The organism is Cloacibacillus sp. An23, from assembly GCF_002159945.1.
Lineage (GTDB): Bacteria > Synergistota > Synergistia > Synergistales > Synergistaceae > Caccocola.
This window is the reverse complement of sequence record NZ_NFJQ01000002.1, coordinates 188,107-203,601: the sequence shown is the minus strand read 5'-3', so window position 1 is coordinate 203,601 and position 15,495 is coordinate 188,107. Positions and strand designations below refer to the sequence as shown.

26 protein-coding genes are annotated in these 15,495 nt (G+C 52.8%); all 26 read right to left on the bottom strand.

The window, feature by feature from the left end; genetic code table 11:
* Nucleotides 1-29 precede the first annotated feature (29 nt).
* Entirely contained in the window at nucleotides 30-368 is a 339-nt protein-coding gene (locus B5F39_RS02685) for a hypothetical protein (protein ID WP_143330626.1), read from the bottom strand.
* Between the two features lie 153 nt (nucleotides 369-521).
* Complete coding sequence (locus B5F39_RS02680) at nucleotides 522-1,760, bottom strand: DNA modification methylase (protein WP_087363563.1); 1,239 nt, start codon at nucleotides 1,758-1,760, stop codon at nucleotides 522-524.
* Nucleotides 1,761-2,178: 418 nt separating this feature from the next.
* On the bottom strand, nucleotides 2,179-2,577 hold the full coding sequence (locus B5F39_RS02675) for a type II toxin-antitoxin system HicB family antitoxin (protein WP_239391050.1): 399 nt from the start codon (nucleotides 2,575-2,577) through the stop codon (nucleotides 2,179-2,181).
* 40 nt (nucleotides 2,578-2,617) lie between these two features.
* On the bottom strand, nucleotides 2,618-2,812 hold the full coding sequence (locus B5F39_RS02670) for a type II toxin-antitoxin system HicA family toxin (RefSeq protein WP_087363559.1): 195 nt from the start codon (nucleotides 2,810-2,812) through the stop codon (nucleotides 2,618-2,620).
* Nucleotides 2,813-2,875: 63 nt separating this feature from the next.
* Nucleotides 2,876-3,388 (bottom strand): hypothetical protein, encoded by a 513-nt coding sequence (locus tag B5F39_RS02665; RefSeq protein ID WP_087363558.1) that lies wholly within the window; start codon nucleotides 3,386-3,388, stop codon nucleotides 2,876-2,878.
* 110 nt (nucleotides 3,389-3,498) lie between these two features.
* Nucleotides 3,499-3,699 (bottom strand): hypothetical protein, encoded by a 201-nt coding sequence (locus B5F39_RS14190; protein WP_087363556.1) that lies wholly within the window; start codon nucleotides 3,697-3,699, stop codon nucleotides 3,499-3,501.
* Nucleotides 3,696-3,950: a hypothetical protein gene (locus B5F39_RS02655; protein ID WP_087363554.1), complete on the bottom strand. Its 255-nt coding sequence runs from the start codon at nucleotides 3,948-3,950 to the stop codon at nucleotides 3,696-3,698. The genes B5F39_RS14190 and B5F39_RS02655 overlap by 4 nt, the downstream gene beginning before the upstream one ends.
* A gap of 84 nt (nucleotides 3,951-4,034) precedes the next feature.
* Nucleotides 4,035-4,442 (bottom strand): VRR-NUC domain-containing protein, encoded by a 408-nt coding sequence (locus tag B5F39_RS02650; RefSeq protein WP_087363552.1) that lies wholly within the window; start codon nucleotides 4,440-4,442, stop codon nucleotides 4,035-4,037.
* A gap of 714 nt (nucleotides 4,443-5,156) precedes the next feature.
* The gene (locus B5F39_RS02645) at nucleotides 5,157-5,687 is read right to left on the bottom strand and encodes a single-stranded DNA-binding protein (protein ID WP_087363550.1); all 531 of its coding nucleotides are present in this window, start codon (nucleotides 5,685-5,687) and stop codon (nucleotides 5,157-5,159) included.
* Entirely contained in the window at nucleotides 5,684-5,875 is a 192-nt protein-coding gene (locus tag B5F39_RS02640) for a hypothetical protein (RefSeq protein WP_087363548.1), read from the bottom strand. Before B5F39_RS02640 ends, B5F39_RS02645 begins: the two co-directional genes overlap by 4 nt.
* 191 nt (nucleotides 5,876-6,066) lie before the next feature.
* Nucleotides 6,067-6,273: a hypothetical protein gene (locus B5F39_RS02635; RefSeq protein ID WP_087363546.1), complete on the bottom strand. Its 207-nt coding sequence runs from the start codon at nucleotides 6,271-6,273 to the stop codon at nucleotides 6,067-6,069.
* On the bottom strand, nucleotides 6,264-6,905 hold the full coding sequence (locus B5F39_RS02630; RefSeq protein ID WP_087363544.1) for an FAD-dependent thymidylate synthase: 642 nt from the start codon (nucleotides 6,903-6,905) through the stop codon (nucleotides 6,264-6,266). The genes B5F39_RS02635 and B5F39_RS02630 overlap by 10 nt, the downstream gene beginning before the upstream one ends.
* Before the next feature lie 27 nt (nucleotides 6,906-6,932).
* Nucleotides 6,933-7,691, bottom strand: coding sequence for a DUF3310 domain-containing protein (locus B5F39_RS02625; RefSeq protein ID WP_087363542.1), 759 nt, complete (start codon nucleotides 7,689-7,691; stop codon nucleotides 6,933-6,935).
* Nucleotides 7,692-7,861: 170 nt separating this feature from the next.
* Nucleotides 7,862-8,335 carry a hypothetical protein gene (locus tag B5F39_RS02615; RefSeq protein ID WP_087363539.1) on the bottom strand — a complete coding sequence of 158 codons (474 nt, stop codon included), beginning with the start codon at nucleotides 8,333-8,335 and terminating at the stop codon, nucleotides 7,862-7,864.
* Nucleotides 8,332-8,490: a hypothetical protein gene (locus tag B5F39_RS14185; protein WP_158095907.1), complete on the bottom strand. Its 159-nt coding sequence runs from the start codon at nucleotides 8,488-8,490 to the stop codon at nucleotides 8,332-8,334. Before B5F39_RS14185 ends, B5F39_RS02615 begins: the two co-directional genes overlap by 4 nt.
* Nucleotides 8,491-8,617: 127 nt before the next feature.
* Nucleotides 8,618-9,442, bottom strand: coding sequence for a hypothetical protein (locus B5F39_RS02610; protein ID WP_087363537.1), 825 nt, complete (start codon nucleotides 9,440-9,442; stop codon nucleotides 8,618-8,620).
* Nucleotides 9,443-9,529: 87 nt separating this feature from the next.
* Nucleotides 9,530-9,946 carry a YopX family protein gene (locus tag B5F39_RS02605; protein WP_087363535.1) on the bottom strand — a complete coding sequence of 139 codons (417 nt, stop codon included), beginning with the start codon at nucleotides 9,944-9,946 and terminating at the stop codon, nucleotides 9,530-9,532.
* The gene (locus B5F39_RS14180) at nucleotides 9,933-10,109 is read right to left on the bottom strand and encodes a hypothetical protein (protein WP_158095906.1); all 177 of its coding nucleotides are present in this window, start codon (nucleotides 10,107-10,109) and stop codon (nucleotides 9,933-9,935) included. Before B5F39_RS14180 ends, B5F39_RS02605 begins: the two co-directional genes overlap by 14 nt.
* Entirely contained in the window at nucleotides 10,106-10,480 is a 375-nt protein-coding gene (locus B5F39_RS02600) for a hypothetical protein (protein WP_087363533.1), read from the bottom strand. The genes B5F39_RS14180 and B5F39_RS02600 overlap by 4 nt, the downstream gene beginning before the upstream one ends.
* A 147-nt stretch (nucleotides 10,481-10,627) precedes the next feature.
* Nucleotides 10,628-10,792, bottom strand: coding sequence for a hypothetical protein (locus tag B5F39_RS14175; protein WP_158095905.1), 165 nt, complete (start codon nucleotides 10,790-10,792; stop codon nucleotides 10,628-10,630).
* Nucleotides 10,789-11,163, bottom strand: coding sequence for a hypothetical protein (locus B5F39_RS02595; RefSeq protein ID WP_087363531.1), 375 nt, complete (start codon nucleotides 11,161-11,163; stop codon nucleotides 10,789-10,791). The genes B5F39_RS14175 and B5F39_RS02595 overlap by 4 nt, the downstream gene beginning before the upstream one ends.
* On the bottom strand, nucleotides 11,160-11,564 hold the full coding sequence (locus B5F39_RS02590) for a hypothetical protein (protein WP_143330624.1): 405 nt from the start codon (nucleotides 11,562-11,564) through the stop codon (nucleotides 11,160-11,162). Before B5F39_RS02590 ends, B5F39_RS02595 begins: the two co-directional genes overlap by 4 nt.
* A 254-nt stretch (nucleotides 11,565-11,818) precedes the next feature.
* Nucleotides 11,819-12,994 carry a DnaB-like helicase C-terminal domain-containing protein gene (locus B5F39_RS02585; protein WP_087363527.1) on the bottom strand — a complete coding sequence of 392 codons (1,176 nt, stop codon included), beginning with the start codon at nucleotides 12,992-12,994 and terminating at the stop codon, nucleotides 11,819-11,821.
* Nucleotides 12,995-12,998: 4 nt separating this feature from the next.
* Nucleotides 12,999-13,937, bottom strand: coding sequence for a hypothetical protein (locus B5F39_RS02580; protein WP_143330623.1), 939 nt, complete (start codon nucleotides 13,935-13,937; stop codon nucleotides 12,999-13,001).
* Between the two features lie 135 nt (nucleotides 13,938-14,072).
* Nucleotides 14,073-14,492 (bottom strand): hypothetical protein, encoded by a 420-nt coding sequence (locus B5F39_RS02575; protein ID WP_087363524.1) that lies wholly within the window; start codon nucleotides 14,490-14,492, stop codon nucleotides 14,073-14,075.
* 63 nt (nucleotides 14,493-14,555) lie between these two features.
* On the bottom strand, nucleotides 14,556-15,488 hold the full coding sequence (locus B5F39_RS02570; RefSeq protein WP_204245018.1) for an ATP-binding protein: 933 nt from the start codon (nucleotides 15,486-15,488) through the stop codon (nucleotides 14,556-14,558).
* Nucleotides 15,489-15,495: the final 7 nt, after the last annotated feature.

Sequence of the window (15,495 nt, the reverse complement as noted above, 5' to 3'; positions counted from 1 at the left end):
CCGGTCTAACTTTGGCTGTGCGGCGCGGCTCAATTTTCCTCGCCGCCTTTGTCCTCCTTGAATGCGTCACGAGCAAGAGACGTAAGTTCTTCATGCGACAGTTTAGAGAGGTCGTAGAGCGGCGGTCGCTCGGGGATTAGCGGAGCCCCGTCCGCGCCGGTTATTTCCGTCTTGCTAGCTGGCATTTCGCCGACAAGCTGCAGCACAAGCTCCGCGCTCTTGATGTTCCCCTTCTGTGCCTGCTTCATAAGACTCATCAGCATGAGAGAGAGTTGATTCTGGTCTTGCTCGTCGATTCCTGCCTCCGACATATATTTCGCGAGGTTCCGCTGCGAAGCATCAAGGGGCAGTCCGATAAGCATCTTCATGTACTCTTTAGCGGCCTTAATTTTACGGCGTTTTCTGCCCGACGCGCGCCCCGCTTTTTGCGCGTTCTTGCGGCGTTCTTCCGGGGTTCTATCGCTGTTAGACACTAAATTTTCAGGGTTGCCTCGCGGCATAAAATCACCGCCTTTCTACGTCTATCCCGGAAATATCTCACCTGTTTTCTCATGTATCGCTTTGCCACCAGTCAGTGCCTGCCAGCGACGAATGATAACATCGACGTAATGCGGGGACAGCTCCATCATGTAGCATACACGTCCAGTCTGCTCGCAGGCTATGAGTGTTGAACCTGAGCCGCCGAAAAGGTCAAGAACAAACTCACCAACTTGCGAAGAGTTCAATAAAGCGTTGACAATTAAGCTGACAGGTTTCATTGTAGGATGCAAGTCGCTTTTTTGCGGTTTCGGTATTTCCCAAACGCTTTTTGTAAATTCGCCTTTGCCGTAAAAACAATGCTTTTCTGCCCAGCCAAATAAAATAGGTTCGTGTTTATACAAGTAATCGGCACGTCCAAGCACATGATTATTTTTTAGCCATATCAGCTCATGCTTTACCTGCCAATGGGCGGAAGCCATCATCATCATCATCATCATGTGTGCGCCACCTTGCGGCATAGTGCAGTAAATAGAGCAATGCGGCGCGGCATATGCCCTCATATTTGCAAACGCTGGTCCCCATATCTTTTCTGCAATTTCGCCGTCATCAGCATAATTGTCATTTTCTATCGGTGTTTGAATGCGATTGCCAGGGGCAACCGCATTCAGGTATGTGTTTTTCGACGAGTAATCAACATTGTACGGCGGGTCTGTAAAAACCATGTCTGCCATAGCCCCGCCCATCAATACCGCCACATCACCCTCTTTTGTGCTGTCTCCGCACATAAGTCGGTGCTGCCCGAGAAGCCATACATCACCCAGCTGCGATACTGTGTCAGATTGCGGTTCAGGTGCTTCATCCTCTATGATTTCAGTTCGTACGCCATCAGATGGTAAGCTAAATAACCCTTCAATTTCACTCGTATCCCAGCCTGGGACATCTATATCCGGCCCCATTTCTTCCAATAGATTTTTGAGCACCGCCGTGTCCCAGTCGGCTAACTCCGCCGTCCGGTTGTCTGAGAGTGCGAGCACAGTCGCGTCTTCATCGTTAAGGTCTCGATACTCGACCCAGCCTTCGGTGATGCCGAGTTCCTTCATCGCCTGATACATACCGTTCCCAACAAGGATGCGCCCAGTGCTTTTCTGCACAACAAAGGGACGGTACTGAGGATTCTTCTGTAGGCTTCTCTTAATTTCTTCAATGTTGCGCTTGTCGTGCTTACGCGCGTTCTTTTTGTCGGGTTTTAACTCCGACAGTTTAACCTTTTTAATATCCACTTTAGCACCCCCATAAAATTACCCCGCCTCGCTTTGGTCGCTTTCGCGTGCCTCCGCGTGCGGGGTTCGTCTGTGTGCTATGTCAACCTCTACCATTTTCGTGAGGTCACGAAAATGATACCCCGCGGAATGGCGGGAAGCAATCTCTTCCTCTGCTGCCAGACCGCGGGGCGTGGCGCGCCGTGTTCTTAGGTCTCATCGTCGAAATTCGATGATACTAGTGTATCGGCTTTTTCCAGATTTTTTAGGGAGACTTTCAGGGAGGTTTTTATGGAGCGTTTTATGGAGGTTTTTCTGGAGCATTTTAGGGAGAAAAACCTGGAGCGATATTTTTTTCTTATCATATCGGTGACGTTAACGATATGATAAAAGCTAGACGCAGACAATAAAAAAGCCGCCCCTTCGTGGGCGGCCCTTCTTATACGTTGAGCTGTTGTCTCAATGCGTTTTGCAAAACATACGAAAAATTGACGTTCTCCTTCTCCGCAAGCTCATTCAGCCACGCGGGGATTGTTAACGTTTTCTTCACGGCTCTATTGCGGTGCGGCTCTCGGTAAAACGCAAGATTGACATCGACAAGCATAGCACGCTGGTTACTTTCCAGAGCCACGTCCTTTAGCGGCGTAGGCTCTTTTATCTCGTCGCCGTATTCCTCGGAGACGAGCAGCCAGCCACGCATCGCGTCACGCGCCATAAAATAGGCTTCCTCGTCATTTTTCGCGCACGATACGCACCCCGGCAAATCGGGGAAAGTGATCGTTATTCCGTCATCCGCGTAATCTAATATTGCAGGATAGATATAATTATCTTTTGCCATTTTGTGCATTCTCCTTTCCATGTTGGGGAGATAAAGGGGATTAAAATTTAATCCCCGCTTGTGTAAAGATACTTTTTACTGTCCCATACGGTAGGTCTTTTTTAGGGTGAGGCACCGTAACTGTCCCCTTTTTCGTTGGGTGACGGAATTGCTTGTGTGTGCTTTCTGACCTCACCTGAACCCATCCGTCTTTTTTAAGTACCTTTATCACTTCTCGTGAAGACCAACTCTTCATTGAATCAGCTCCCCTTGTTGTTTATAATTATAATACGTGTTTTTATACGTGTCAAGATGCGCTTTACCCAGCCAGCTCAAAATCTTCCCCGCCGTACACGACCATCATCGCGATGTCCTTGACCGCCTCGCGCCTGTTCGCGTACAGCGTTTTCATGTCCATGCAATACTCCCCAGCAAGGGCTTCAAGGCTTTTCGCTCCGGGCATCCCAGCCATACCGATGCGTTTCAGCAACTCGCACCGCTGCGGATCGTGGCGGCGGTAGTCGTTGACCGCGGAGATGAGTGCATGCGTGCCGCCGTAGCGGTCGAGCGCCGACATGTACCGCCGCGCGCCCTCTATCGCTTCGACGCGGCGCTGCGCCTCCGGGATTTCCGGCCCGCCCTGCACATGGACGGGCTCGCTTGAACCGTTTCGGAGGCGCAGCATTTCCGCGATGTCTTCATCGCTCGGCCACTCTTCGCGTCCGCACAGGACAAGATAGCCGACCGGATGGCAGTCGAGCATGAGCGAGATTATATCCATTATTTTAATGACTTTCGTTTGGAGTATGAGAAGCTTTTTCTTCCTGCCCATGTATGCGCGTACCTCCATGATGTATAATATCTGTACGCGCATATCACCTTTACTGGAGTTCCCCGTTAGCCGTTTGCCCCGGCGGCGGGGAGATTTTTATGTCTTGGGCCTTATCTTGGGCTTATCTTGGGCCTCGTCTTCGGGAATTGCTCTAAATGTAACCCGAAGCCGCTTAAAGTACCCATAGTACCGATAGGCTCGGCTATGCTCCACACTGCCACAGCCACGCCCGTATATATGCTGATTGCTGCGAGCAACGCGCCGCCACCGATACACGTAGCAACGCCAATGTAATAAATCACGAGCGTCATTTTCTCGCTTTCTTTTTCTTCCTGCGGTTCGGCTGCGGTGGTTTAACCGGCTTCGGCTTGCGCGTTGGCGCACACTCGATGTTGCCGTTCGGCGCGATACGCCCGGGTTGGGCCTGCGTTATCGTCCACTTGTAGACGCTGCTTTCACGCTCGCCGCTCGACCGCGGGTATCGCGCGTGAAGCCAGCAGACGAACCCACACAGCGCAAAAAGTGCAGCAAGCATTAGTACGGCTGCGGTGTTATCAGTCATTGCGTAAATCCTCCATCATCGGCAGCACCAACGGACACGTCAGCCCAATTAAAACCGTAAGCACAAGCCTGTTTATCTCTTTTGTCATGCCGCATCCCTCCCCAAGTAAGACGTTATCGCGCGGAAAGCTTCGTCGCAGCCTTTGCAGACGACGACGGCGTAGCTCTGCGCTCGTAGAAGCTCGATATATCGTTTCTGCTCTTCACTGATGCGCCCGCCCTTCCGGCGCTTCATCTCGATGAAAAGCCCGGCGTACCCCTTGTGAGGGTAGGCGAACATCAAGTCTGGCACGCCCGCGCGGACGCCCTCGCGCTTGAGGTCTACCGCCGTTTTGATGTGCCGTCCGCCGCCGTTTGGGATAGCCCAAAGCAGAGCCGCCACATCGCGCGGGAACGCCGCGTTTACCATGCGGATTAGCTGCGCCTGCTCTTCGTGCTCCGTTGGAACATATCCGTCTCTGTCAAAAGAGAATGCCTTGCGCCTTATCCTCATCATCCGTCCTCCTTTCAACAGGGGCGCGCTCGCCCCACCAGCAGCCGACATCAGGGTCTATGTTCTGTGGCTTCGGCACATGCGGACTGGCGCAGATTGCCTTGCGGCGCTCGTCAATGCCTCGGAAGTAAATGCAGCCTTTAATGCAGGGTAGGCGGGACATGGTGCCCATTTCATCCCATTACTTACACGACGGCCCAGCCGTTGTGCTCAACTTCTCGTAGAGTCGTGAGCTCTAACGTTTTGCCATGTTGAAGTTTAAGCTCTTCTAAAATTCGTTTTATGCCTCGTCTGCGAACTCGAACATATAAATATTTTTCTTTTATTCCCAAGAGGCGTGCTAGCGAAGCTAGAGTGTAGACCTTTCCTTCACAGAGAATGTACGTATTCATCGTTCGTCGTTTTTGGTTCTCAGACATCGGGAGAAAACGACAATTGGAAGGACAATAACCACCGTCTGTATCAATACGGTCTAGAGTTAAGTTGTTGGCATAGCCATGAGATAACGACCATGCCTTAAAATTCAAATAGCTTTTCCACTCATCGCACATTTTGATTCCACGACCGCCATAGTTTGAGTAACATTTGTTATTAGGACTATCGCACCGATTTCGCATGCTGAGCCATATTTGATATAAGCGTATATATCCATCCTTGCCGTTTGCACAACCATGTCGTTGTTGCTTATGCCTAAATTGTGCTTTGTTTACCTTATCAGAATGGGATAGACACATCGCTATCGCCTCCATGTATTTCAGAAAAATCTAGTGGGAACGAATCGAACTCATCCTCGAAGCCCATCTCACCGCGCAGCGATGTCGCATCAGAGCCGCCCGGGTAATACTGAGCCGCGGGTGCTGGTGCTGGCGTGGAAGAGGCCGAAGCCCCAGCCGCCTGCCCGTTGTTTTTGCTGTCCGGCATAAGAATGATATTGTCCGCGACAACCTCTGTTACCCATTTACGCACGTTGTTTTTGTCTGTGTAGTCGTAAGAGTGCAGTCGTCCCTCTACAAGTATCAGCTTGCCCTTGCGGCAGTACTTTTCGAGCAGATCCGCCGCGAACCCCCACGCCATGACGGGGTGAAACTCCGCCTCGGCTTTTTTCTCTCCAGTTGTCTTGTCCTTCCGCTCGCGCCCGCACGCCAGCGATATGCGCGCGTTCTTTTGCCCTCCCTGCGTAGTCCGCACGTCCGGGTCTCTCGCGAGCCGCCCCGTCAAAATGACTTTGTTAAAATCTCTGCTCATTTTGTTTCTCCGCGGACAAATTTGGCCATCGAACAAAGTACAAGCACATCGACAAGCTCTATTAAAATTGGGGCGTACTCTTCATATTCTTCCTTCGTTAAAAGCTCTTTATCTAAGCGAATGGCCTTTCTCAACCTAAGAGTTGTGCTATTTACAACTTCTATTAGTTCCGGCGTAATTTCTAACATCATGATTCCTCCTTATGCTCTGTTCCACGACGTGCCGCCGCCCGGCTTCCAGACCGCAGCACCCCTTGACTTAAGTTTTCCAATCCCGCAACCGCGCCGCACGTCTACATCGTTGCCGACTAAAACGCTTTTAGCACATACGACGCGCGCGGGCGACGTGTGCAGGTCGAGACGGTGAAAGTACCGGCACTCTACGCAGCGCATAGTTTTAGCTCCATCGCGAGCTGGTCGAGCCGCGCCTGTGCTTCTTCTGCCGTGTCGAAAGTCTCCGTCACCTCCGGCTTAGGCGTCCGCCGTCCGATAGCGGAGTAGACGCCATATCCACTGACGGGCGCGCGCTGGACGAAGTACTCGCGCCCGTTTGCGTCCCAATAGGTGTATGTAATTCTTAGGCGCATTTGTCCGCGCCTCCGAACACGCAGAAGCTCACAAACTCGCCGTACTCCCGTCCACGCATCTGCTCTTTGATGGCGTCGAAAAAGCCGTGCCACTCCGGCAGACGGTGATTTTTGCGCTGTGTGTACATGTTTTGCAGGGTCTTCGCATTGAGACAGACTATACGACGCTGGAGAAAGCCTTCGGGAAGGTCGTTTTTAAGGTCAAGAAAGAGCCTTTGCTTCTCTTTCTCGTTCGCCTCGTTGACATAAACACTGCGCGTCAAGTTCAGCACGCGAAGCATATCGGCTCGTGCCCCACGCTCGAAGTCTGAGGGTTCAAGCTCGCGCGCCATAATCGTGTGCATGGTGCTTTCGCTCTGCTTCGTCACGCCGACACGGTATGTGTCGAACTCTTGCCACCAGTAGCGCGGAGCCTTCACGTCAAGCGTGAGCGTTATCGTCTCAAGAAACTTGTTGTGTCCGCCGCCTGTTTTGTGTGCGAGTCCGCGGGCTATCTGCATAAGCCGGTCGTAGCACTCGGCGCGCTCAAGGTCTTTCACGTTTTCAATGCACGACGTAAGCCCGTAGCTTAACCCTATGCCGAAGAGTGCTTCCGTCACGAAGTGTGGACCGCTGATAATTACTGTTTTCATCTCTGCATCTTCTCCTTTTCTTATTCGTTAGATATACGGTTCAAGGTTGGGCGGCGTGAAGTTCGGGCCTTTCAACACTTTTCCGTCGTCCCGCTTGATAGGCTTACCGTCCTCGCCCAGCTTACTCATGTTTGAGCGGTGGACTTCTCTGAACGCGGCATCGAGGTTGAAGCCCATTTTGAGGGCGAGGCCGATTAGGACATAGATGCTGTCGCAGATGGCGTCGAGGATTGCTACCTTAGCGTCTCCCCCTCCCATCCAGTCGTCAAAAGCAACGTTCAGTTCGTTAATCTCTTCATTTATAAGTTCTGCCTGCGTAGCAAGAGTGTCGAGGTATTCAACATACCTGAGCGCCGGGCCGGGAAGAGTCGGAACGTCGTAGGCTTTGTTGAATTCTTTTACGCAGTCAATCCATGATTTCTGCTCGGGGTCGGGTGAGGGTGCTTCTGCGGATTTCTCCGTCCCATGTGCTTTTGGGGCGGCATACAGATAGCAGCCCGGCCCAATCGTTTCAACTTGCGCCTTCTTCATCGGGTCTATCGTCTCGCCACGCGCGGCACTGACGTACCAATCCGCGTACTGCCTGACCTTCTCCATCTCTTTCGCGGGGTCGTCTTTATGCCCACATCTGAGCGCATATTTGACTACGTTACCGTGGCAAAAGCCGAGGAACTGCTCTTTTGTCATCAGCCGCTGCATTATCTCTATGGGCTGCTGTGCGAGTGTCTGGTAGTGCGTCGCGTCTGCGGCAGTGCCGCCGTGGGTGGTGCTAGTTGTCTCGTTCATCGTTCGCCCTCCTGTTCCATGAATAAGCCGCTTCTTCGGTGCTTAATGTTACTGTTCCTGACGCGCCGCACGAAAAACAGAACACTTTATATCTCACGTCACCGCAACCTTCGCTATGCGTTATCACGACCTCCGGCTCGGCATTGCCGCAAAACGGGCACGACTCGAGCTTAGCGGGCATGGTCGTCCTCCAGCGGCTCGGCGGGGCGTTTCCAGCAGTCGGAGCAGGTCAAGCAATTTCCGTCAGCGTCCCGCGGACAACTAACATTTGGCTGTTTATATCCGGCTTTTCTAAAAGCATCGCTGAATCTAACATCCCCGGGGCATCCTCCTACCCTTACGAATGATGTTTCTACCACTTCGAGCAACGTCATTGGTCTCTTGTGCGCAACTTCCTGCCCCTCGATGTCCTCTATAAGGTATTTCAACTCGCGCTTTACCTCGGTGTAGTTCCCTATTTCCTCTGCACTCTCTTCCAATAGGTCGTTACATAGCCTGTCCAGAAATTCGCCGACATCGTCATACTCTATAAATCCCTCTCCACGCAATTCGTTCAATATCTGTTCACAGTTTCTTAGGCTGAGCGCCTCAAATAGTTTTTTTAGTGATTCAAGCTGTTTCTCCGTCACTCTGTATTCTTTCATTTGCTCGCACCTCCCAATGGCTGCTCTGAAATGCAATCAACGATATATCTCAAAAATGCAGTCTCAACGTCTAAACAAGCTTCCGCCTGTTTGATAAAATCCGCTAAGTCCTCAAGCGCACGTAATTGTTTCTGCGTTACTCTATATTCAACCATTGTTAATTAACCCCCTTATCCTTGTGTTCCGCCGCGCACTCCGCGCAGCAAGGTACTTCAGCGCCGTCAACAACGACGTAATCGGCGCATCAGGTGTCGAGCGGGGTTCCGCAAAAGTGGCAGATAATCATATCCCCAGCCTCCTTCTTGTGGCGTTGATAGCCGCGGGGCGCGTCCATGTTGTCTGGAATCGCGTCCAATCCCGCGTTTTGAGTGTTGGCTTATCCGGCGAGCGATAAAACATTGCAAAAGGCGTAGCTCCGTTTTTCAGTACCGTCATACAACGCGCATCCGCTTTGTCGATTGTGTCTCCCGGATAGCCACAGAGCACATAGCAACGTACTTTGTGTATGTGATACCAGGCAGACGCGCGGCAAAGCTCAAGCGCATAGAGCAGTGGGTCAAGATCGTCCGGCGTGTCGTATGCGAAAAACACTGATTGCGCCTTGATGCGCTCAAACGCCTCGACATGCCACGGCTTGAGCCTTTTAGCCTCAAGCCCGCCCGTAAACATCACAGACGGTTGGTGCTCAAGCATTGCAAAGACCGCTTTGACGTGTTCGTCAGAGCAGGCGAGCAAGTTATCGTCTAAGACATTATTCCCCTCGGTAACTGTCAACTCGCGCAGCGGCCCTTCACGAGTCGGAACAGAGCAGAACCAGCAACGGTTTGGGCATCCGCGCGATGTGATTACATATCCGCGTTTGAGATACATTCCGGGGGTAAAATCCTCGCCGCGCATTCCCGTCGCCGGGCCGCCTATCTTGACCGGCGCAATCCGGCTGTAGGCGCGCGCCAGACGCTCTGCTTCGGGCAAATCCCACGAAAACGTAACGCTGACGTGAACCTCGTCTATGTCGTCCGGCAGGAAAAGCGGCACGTCGCCTACAACGGCGTAGTCGTCCGTCGGTGTGCAGGACGTTCGGCGGGGAAAGACTCGTAAAATTGGCATTATAAGCTCCTTTCTATCTGAACTTTTTGCTACTCGTATTTCGCGTTTTACGGTTCGCAAAATGGTTTGTGTGGAATAAACGATTTACTAATTATTGAGCAGCCCCGCGTCGTCGTGTATGTTGCCGACGACCTCTAACTCTTTCAGCACTCCCCGCTTTGCAATATCAGGTAACAGATATTGGCAAAATCCCGATTCTTCATCGTGAAAGTAAAAGCCGCCGTTTTCGTATTTAACGGGGCCGCGCATTGGGAACTGGGCATTGTTGCGGGACAGTATGTCGCCCTCGTAGACTTCTACGCCGTTCTTGTCCTTCAGCCCCGTGTACTGGCCTACGGTGGTGGGGTCAACGGGAGTGCTTATTACAACGTGTAGCCCAGATACTTCATGCTTATAAAGGCGGTTGACAGTGACTTCACCATCTTTCGCGCGCAGAGTGCATAGGTCTCCGTATACCCATTCGCCGTTTTCTGCGTCTTTGCCGCGGAATTTAATCTCTCGCATCTCCCTTGCCTCCAGACTTTATGTTGATTTTGACTGAACCCGTTATAAGCATGAGCAGCAGTATCGCAAAGTAGACGCCCCAACTCGCGTCCTTATAGATCGCAAGCGCTAGCAGGGACGCGCCAGAGATTACCCACGCTATGAGATATGCACATGCAATCATTTTGTTTCCGCGTCTCCTTCCAGCTTGGCGAGCAGGGCACCTATTTGCTCTTCCGCCAACTGCGCTTCACACCAATCGCAACTAGGGCAAGTGTAGTAACAGTGATAATTGCACGCTTCTTTTATCCCGTCTTGTGCTTGTTTCAATACCTTTATGACCTCCGGCATGAGGTTCGCGCATTTCGCCATGTATTCCATCGCGGCACGCCCTTCTGCCGTGTCCTGCTTTTTTGTAGCGTCGCCCTCCCTGTCCTCCATAATCCAGAAGCCGCTACCGTTTTTCGAGTCGATGTAGTGAACGCCGTCCCCATAAAACGATATGCCCCACGGCAGCGGGAAGTATTTTTCAAACCCTTTAGTCAACTCGCTCATCGTCCTGCACCCTCCCTTCCAGCCACTCATTGATTCCATCTTCGCAAAGTTTCGTTCCGCAGTCAGACGTGCCCCTATAAGCGCACGTCTCGCATGGGGTTTCACCTAATAAGTGCTTTTTCCCTTTTGTGTGTTCGAGGTTCGTCATTAGTTTTCCACCTCTTGTTCCAGCCACTTCTTGATGCCCTCTTTGCAGGACTTAAAACTACAAGGGGCGAGATTATAGTAAGCGCAGCACTGACAAGCCTCTGATTCCAATAGAGTTGCCATCTCCTCCGTGGTCATTATGCGGATGCGTTCAAAGTTCGTCATTTCGCGGCCTCCTCCGGCAAGTCCAGCGGATGCCAATAAATACTCAGTTTGTACACTCGCCTATCTTCGCTTATCCCCCACACACCGGCGTACTGCTCTTCTACCTCTCTGGCATCGCCCATAACAAAAATCTCATTACCTTCGCATGTTTTGTAATACAACAGCACATATCCCGTCGCAGTAGACAGTGGCTCGTCTTGATATTTCCTCCACCTGTATTTTTCTTCCAGCCCTTTGACCTTCTCCGCAAGCTCCACCACAGCCAGCGCTGTCATCGTGCCGGGCGTCGGCGCGTTTGGGTCTCCGAACTTCTCTTCGTTTTCCAGCCAACTCCGCGCGATTTTGATTGTTTCTTGCGTCGTTTCGGTCATCTTCTCCGTCTCCTTCCGCGGTATTCGTCCCTGCTCACCCTCGCCTTGCCTTCGTTCCACGCCTCTACCGCGCGCTTTCGCGTCAGACGCCGGATAAACCGCCCGCAGTGCGGGCAAAATACCGCAGTGCCCGAGACGCCGTCCGCGACGCATATATCCTCGCAGCCGCATTTACACGCTTTTATCTCTTCCGGCATTCCGCTCCGCCTCCTCCTGTTCATATAAACGTCTAATTTGGTCAAGCCGTTTCGCGTGTCCTGCTCCGTCTTGTAAAAGCCCTCCGGGTACCTCACGCCGTGAAGCTCGCCCATAATCACGAATGGCGTCTTTGGGAACATCTCGCTGCGCTCGACCGTGAGCCTGTCGTCGTACCGCGGCAATTCAAGTGTCAGTTTTTGCAACTCAGTCAGCAACAACACCCCATTTCCCCGTTTTTGGCTCTATCTCGCACGACAAGGTGCGTAACTTGTTTTAGGCATAACGTTTATCGTCTTTACAAAAGTGCTAACCTTGTCGTGGACGGTAGGCCGAAAAACGGGTATATGGCGCGTATAGGGTGAGCCCTGTTTTCGGGTCGTCCGTAAAAGCTTACTGCTACGCATCTTCGAACGCCTGAGGCTTACGATGTTGACGAAATCGATTTCGCCGACATCTCTTACGCATCCTCGAATACCTGGGTCTTGCGCTTACGAAACACACGCTGCGCCGTTCCTCGGAAGGTCATCATCGGGCCGTTATAATCAAGCTTCCAACTTGAGCCTGCTATTCCGCTGCGCGTCTTCGTGATTGTTGCAATTATTTTCGGCATGGTGTCATTTGGGTCGTTTGACATATCGCGGTACAGCTCAATTTCTACGTCCGCCAGCTCGTTAACGATGCCGCCGCCGCGGGCCGAACCGCCCATTCCTCCAGCAGCCTGTTCGCGTCGCGAGGACATAGACATCTGCGAAAGTATAACTATCGCAGTCCGGTATTGGCGCGCGAGGTCTTTCAGCATGAGCATAGATTCGTTCACGGTGTCATAGTCGCTTTGTCCAAGCTTCTTGAGCAGAGTCAGATAATCAATAGCCAGGAGCCCCGGAACATTGAACTGCACGTACCTCGCGAGCGTGTCTATCGTCCAGAGGGGGCCGTCTGTGTTGCCCAGCACCGTCATGCGCCCAGAGAAACGCCTGCCTATGCGTTCTTTCGCCGCTTTGTACTCTTCGGCGCCGGCTCGGTACTTGTCTACGAGCACGTGCCGCCCACAGCGCATTTCCCTAAGCATAAGGCGCTCGAATATAGCGGGCTTATCCATGTCCAGCGAAAAAAACGCGACTGGTGTGGGGCTTTCTGCTACCCATGTTTCAATCCCGGAAAGCAGAAGCGACGTTTTCATTGAGCCCGGGTTGCCTATGATTGACATAATCTGGCCCTTCATCACACCGCCTCCCATCGCGTCGTCGAGCTCGTGAACGCCGAAGTGAAACTGCTCCGTGCGGTAGTCGATCATGGCCTCCATGTTTTTCAGCTCAGCCCTCATGTCGTTGGGCTCAGTCAGCGCCGGGTCATTGCTTTTCGCGCCCATACTGCGGCGTTCGGCTACTAGCGCCTTGAAAGCGTTGACCGCCATCTGCGAAACATCGGCCGCAGAGATGAACGGAGGCTCCCCGCACATCCGAACGCTAGTCATAAGCTGTTTCGCTATGTCCGTCGGCTTGCCGCCCCGGCTCGCCCACCACTTAGCCTCTTCGCCCAACGCAATGCACATTTGCTCGAGCGTTTCCGCTTCAGGCCTGTTGAACTTCGCCCCCGCCTGCTTGATGTTTAACGGCGATACTGGCCTTTCCATCCTGCTAACTCACCGCCTTATCCGGTTCTCCGTCCTCGGGCCACGGGGCCCATTCCCACACTTCGCCACAGTTCTCGTAGGTCATCGGTTCTTCCCCCCGGCTTGCCTGCGGCTTGGGCGTGGACGAGGGCAGAGTGGAACCGCGATTCTTGTAGCGCCCTTCAAGCACATTCGGCATATTCCCAGGCCTAATCAGCCATTCCAAATCTGCCATGAATGGGCGCCTTGACTTGCCCGGCGGACATCGGCCGCAGAGAAAATCACTCGCCGCGACGGTCTCGAAGTACTGCCGCCACCACGCGAGGTTTTGTCGCGCCTTGTCCTCGCGCCATCGCGTTCGCAGCATGGAGCGCCGAGAGTCGTTCCAGACCTTGACACGCGGGAGCATGGGCAAAATCTCGTGGTAAAGCCCGATTATGGCCTCGTGAGGGCAATCATTCGCCGACGCGCTGGGCGCGCTAGCGCCAGTCCCCGGCTCCGGCAGGGGACGTGTATTTGTATTTTCAAGTTCTCCAGTTCTCAAGTTCTCAAGGGCGAAGTGCTTGTTGCCATGGTCGCAAGTGCTTTCGACCTTGGTGGCAAGGGCTTCGCACCTTGGTAACAAGTCTGTATTGCCCTGGGGACAAGTGCTTGGCTCTTTGCACTGACATGGTTCGGCGTTGTTCTGCCGTCCTGCCGCATTTTTAGGCTCGCCCTCTTCCGGCTTAATAGCGCCATTCCGCACCATTTCTAGCTCAAGCTCGCAAGGCGGAATAATGCTGTCCGTTTCATTCTGATGGGGGCGTTGATGGAGCAGAAAATTGGGAATCCAAATGTAATGCTTGCCATCGACCTCATAACGGACAATCAGCTCATTGGTTATAAGCTCATTGAGAAGCGAGGAAATATCTACGTTGTCATACGGGAAAATCGCCGCCTTTAATCTCTTAGGACGATCTTCCATTCTCCCCCTTCGGTCTGCATAGCACCATAGCCCCTCAAAGAGAATGCGGGCGGCGAAGCTACACTCAGCAAGCTGTTCACTGGTAAAAAATCCCGGTTTTATATATCGCGATCTCATTGAAGGGCCTCAGGGACTTTAATTCTTTTCTTGGCTTGTTGGACAAACAGGCGCGCTTTTTTCTTCCTGTTCCAGCTCTATTTTTGCCCTTGTCCGTGTATCCTGTTCCGCCAATGCGGTCGCCTCAAGGTACGCATAGTCTACCCACCTTGTCAAACAGCAGCTGCCATCTTCCATGTCGATAAGGTCCTTGTCTTTAAGGGCTCTAACGACTGCCGCGCTCGTACCTTCGGCGAAATCAAACGCTGCATCACATGTATCAGTATCAAAATAGACATAATGTCCGTCGCAGGAATTTCCGTTCTTCATTACATGGTTTATCAACATTATGTAGACGAGAACCGCCTTGCCTCTTGATACTCCGGCGCGCCTGGCTACGGCTTCAAACACCGGGTCATATATTTCTCCCTCGGGAAAAGGTATCCATTCTCTTTTCATCTTTAATTCCTCCTTATCTAGTCATCAGTGGCTATTTCCAAAATGGAAATAGCCACCGTCCAATCACGCAACCTTACGCCCTATAGCGTCCTGCGCTGCCTGTATGCAGACCTCTATGTCCCCGAGCTCGAGCTCGCTCATGCTCTTGATGTCGCGTCCGAGCGTCTGTTTTATCCACGCGCCGCACTCGTCTTTGCGCAGCCCGAGCCCCGCGTCGTCGGTCAACATACCGATAAGCGTGCGTTGTGCCTGCTGGGCTTCGGTGAGCGGCTTCGGCGCGGCCTGTGTTTTGTTCGGGCGCACAGTTTCTGCCGGTAGGCCGGTCTCAAGCCATGCCCTGAGCTTTTCCCCAGTCTCCGGCGTGATTTTGAAAATTTCGCCGTCGAAGAGCGACGTACGGTCTTTTGTAGCCTCCGCCATGTGCTTCTGCTGGTCTATCTCAAGGACGACCGTAAATTCATAGTCCATGCCCTCACGCTGCACAGGCGCGAGCCCTATCTTGACCGGTTTGATTTTGCCGGTGCGCTCGTCCTTCTCCATGTCGTAAGCGGTCTTAGAGCGCATCGTAGCAATTATGTGGCACGGGCTTTGCAGCATTGCGTCTACGAGGGCGTTGTGCTGCGGCGTCACATCGCGCCACGCGGCGAAGTCGTTGCCGCGTCCCTTGCGCTTGTCCACCATTTCAAGCACGCCGCCTGCGCCCGCCCAAGCGTGCGACAAGCTGTCTATGATGATGACGTCGTAACCCGCGCGCTCCGCTTCGTGGATAGCAGCTATGTATTTCTGCGGCGTAAATTCCGGCGCAAGCTGACACACGTCGTAGTCGCACATATCGGCGTAAAGCTCGCCGCTCCCGTTTTCGCTGTCTATAAGGGCGATCTTTCCTCCGAGCCCCTGCGCAATAAGAAGCGCACCGTATGTCTTGCCCGAACCCGACGGCCCGATGAGCCCGAGCCGTAATTTTGCCTGTCTGCGTTCCGCTTTCCTGAATGCCATTTCAATT

Coding starts and splice junctions, on each gene's coding strand:
- B5F39_RS02685 (WP_143330626.1), bottom strand. CDS start 368: ATGAAGATGCTTATCGGACTGCCCCTTGATGCTTCGCAGCGGAACCTC.
- B5F39_RS02675 (WP_239391050.1), bottom strand. CDS start 2,577: ATGGCAAAAGATAATTATATCTATCCTGCAATATTAGATTACGCGGAT.
- B5F39_RS02670 (WP_087363559.1), bottom strand. CDS start 2,812: ATGAAGAGTTGGTCTTCACGAGAAGTGATAAAGGTACTTAAAAAAGAC.
- B5F39_RS02665 (WP_087363558.1), bottom strand. CDS start 3,388: ATGGGCAGGAAGAAAAAGCTTCTCATACTCCAAACGAAAGTCATTAAA.
- B5F39_RS14190 (WP_087363556.1), bottom strand. CDS start 3,699: ATGACGCTCGTGATTTATTACATTGGCGTTGCTACGTGTATCGGTGGC.
- B5F39_RS02655 (WP_087363554.1), bottom strand. CDS start 3,950: ATGACTGATAACACCGCAGCCGTACTAATGCTTGCTGCACTTTTTGCG.
- B5F39_RS02650 (WP_087363552.1), bottom strand. CDS start 4,442: ATGAGGATAAGGCGCAAGGCATTCTCTTTTGACAGAGACGGATATGTT.
- B5F39_RS02645 (WP_087363550.1), bottom strand. CDS start 5,687: ATGAGCAGAGATTTTAACAAAGTCATTTTGACGGGGCGGCTCGCGAGA.
- B5F39_RS02640 (WP_087363548.1), bottom strand. CDS start 5,875: ATGTTAGAAATTACGCCGGAACTAATAGAAGTTGTAAATAGCACAACT.
- B5F39_RS02635 (WP_087363546.1), bottom strand. CDS start 6,273: ATGCGCCTAAGAATTACATACACCTATTGGGACGCAAACGGGCGCGAG.
- B5F39_RS02630 (WP_087363544.1), bottom strand. CDS start 6,905: ATGAAAACAGTAATTATCAGCGGTCCACACTTCGTGACGGAAGCACTC.
- B5F39_RS02625 (WP_087363542.1), bottom strand. CDS start 7,691: ATGAACGAGACAACTAGCACCACCCACGGCGGCACTGCCGCAGACGCG.
- B5F39_RS02615 (WP_087363539.1), bottom strand. CDS start 8,335: ATGAAAGAATACAGAGTGACGGAGAAACAGCTTGAATCACTAAAAAAA.
- B5F39_RS14185 (WP_158095907.1), bottom strand. CDS start 8,490: ATGGTTGAATATAGAGTAACGCAGAAACAATTACGTGCGCTTGAGGAC.
- B5F39_RS02610 (WP_087363537.1), bottom strand. CDS start 9,442: ATGCCAATTTTACGAGTCTTTCCCCGCCGAACGTCCTGCACACCGACG.
- B5F39_RS02605 (WP_087363535.1), bottom strand. CDS start 9,946: ATGCGAGAGATTAAATTCCGCGGCAAAGACGCAGAAAACGGCGAATGG.
- B5F39_RS14180 (WP_158095906.1), bottom strand. CDS start 10,109: ATGATTGCATGTGCATATCTCATAGCGTGGGTAATCTCTGGCGCGTCC.
- B5F39_RS02600 (WP_087363533.1), bottom strand. CDS start 10,480: ATGAGCGAGTTGACTAAAGGGTTTGAAAAATACTTCCCGCTGCCGTGG.
- B5F39_RS14175 (WP_158095905.1), bottom strand. CDS start 10,792: ATGACGAACTTTGAACGCATCCGCATAATGACCACGGAGGAGATGGCA.
- B5F39_RS02595 (WP_087363531.1), bottom strand. CDS start 11,163: ATGACCGAAACGACGCAAGAAACAATCAAAATCGCGCGGAGTTGGCTG.
- B5F39_RS02585 (WP_087363527.1), bottom strand. CDS start 12,994: ATGGAAAGGCCAGTATCGCCGTTAAACATCAAGCAGGCGGGGGCGAAG.
- B5F39_RS02580 (WP_143330623.1), bottom strand. CDS start 13,937: ATGGAAGATCGTCCTAAGAGATTAAAGGCGGCGATTTTCCCGTATGAC.
- B5F39_RS02575 (WP_087363524.1), bottom strand. CDS start 14,492: ATGAAAAGAGAATGGATACCTTTTCCCGAGGGAGAAATATATGACCCG.
- B5F39_RS02570 (WP_204245018.1), bottom strand. CDS start 15,488: ATGGCATTCAGGAAAGCGGAACGCAGACAGGCAAAATTACGGCTCGGG.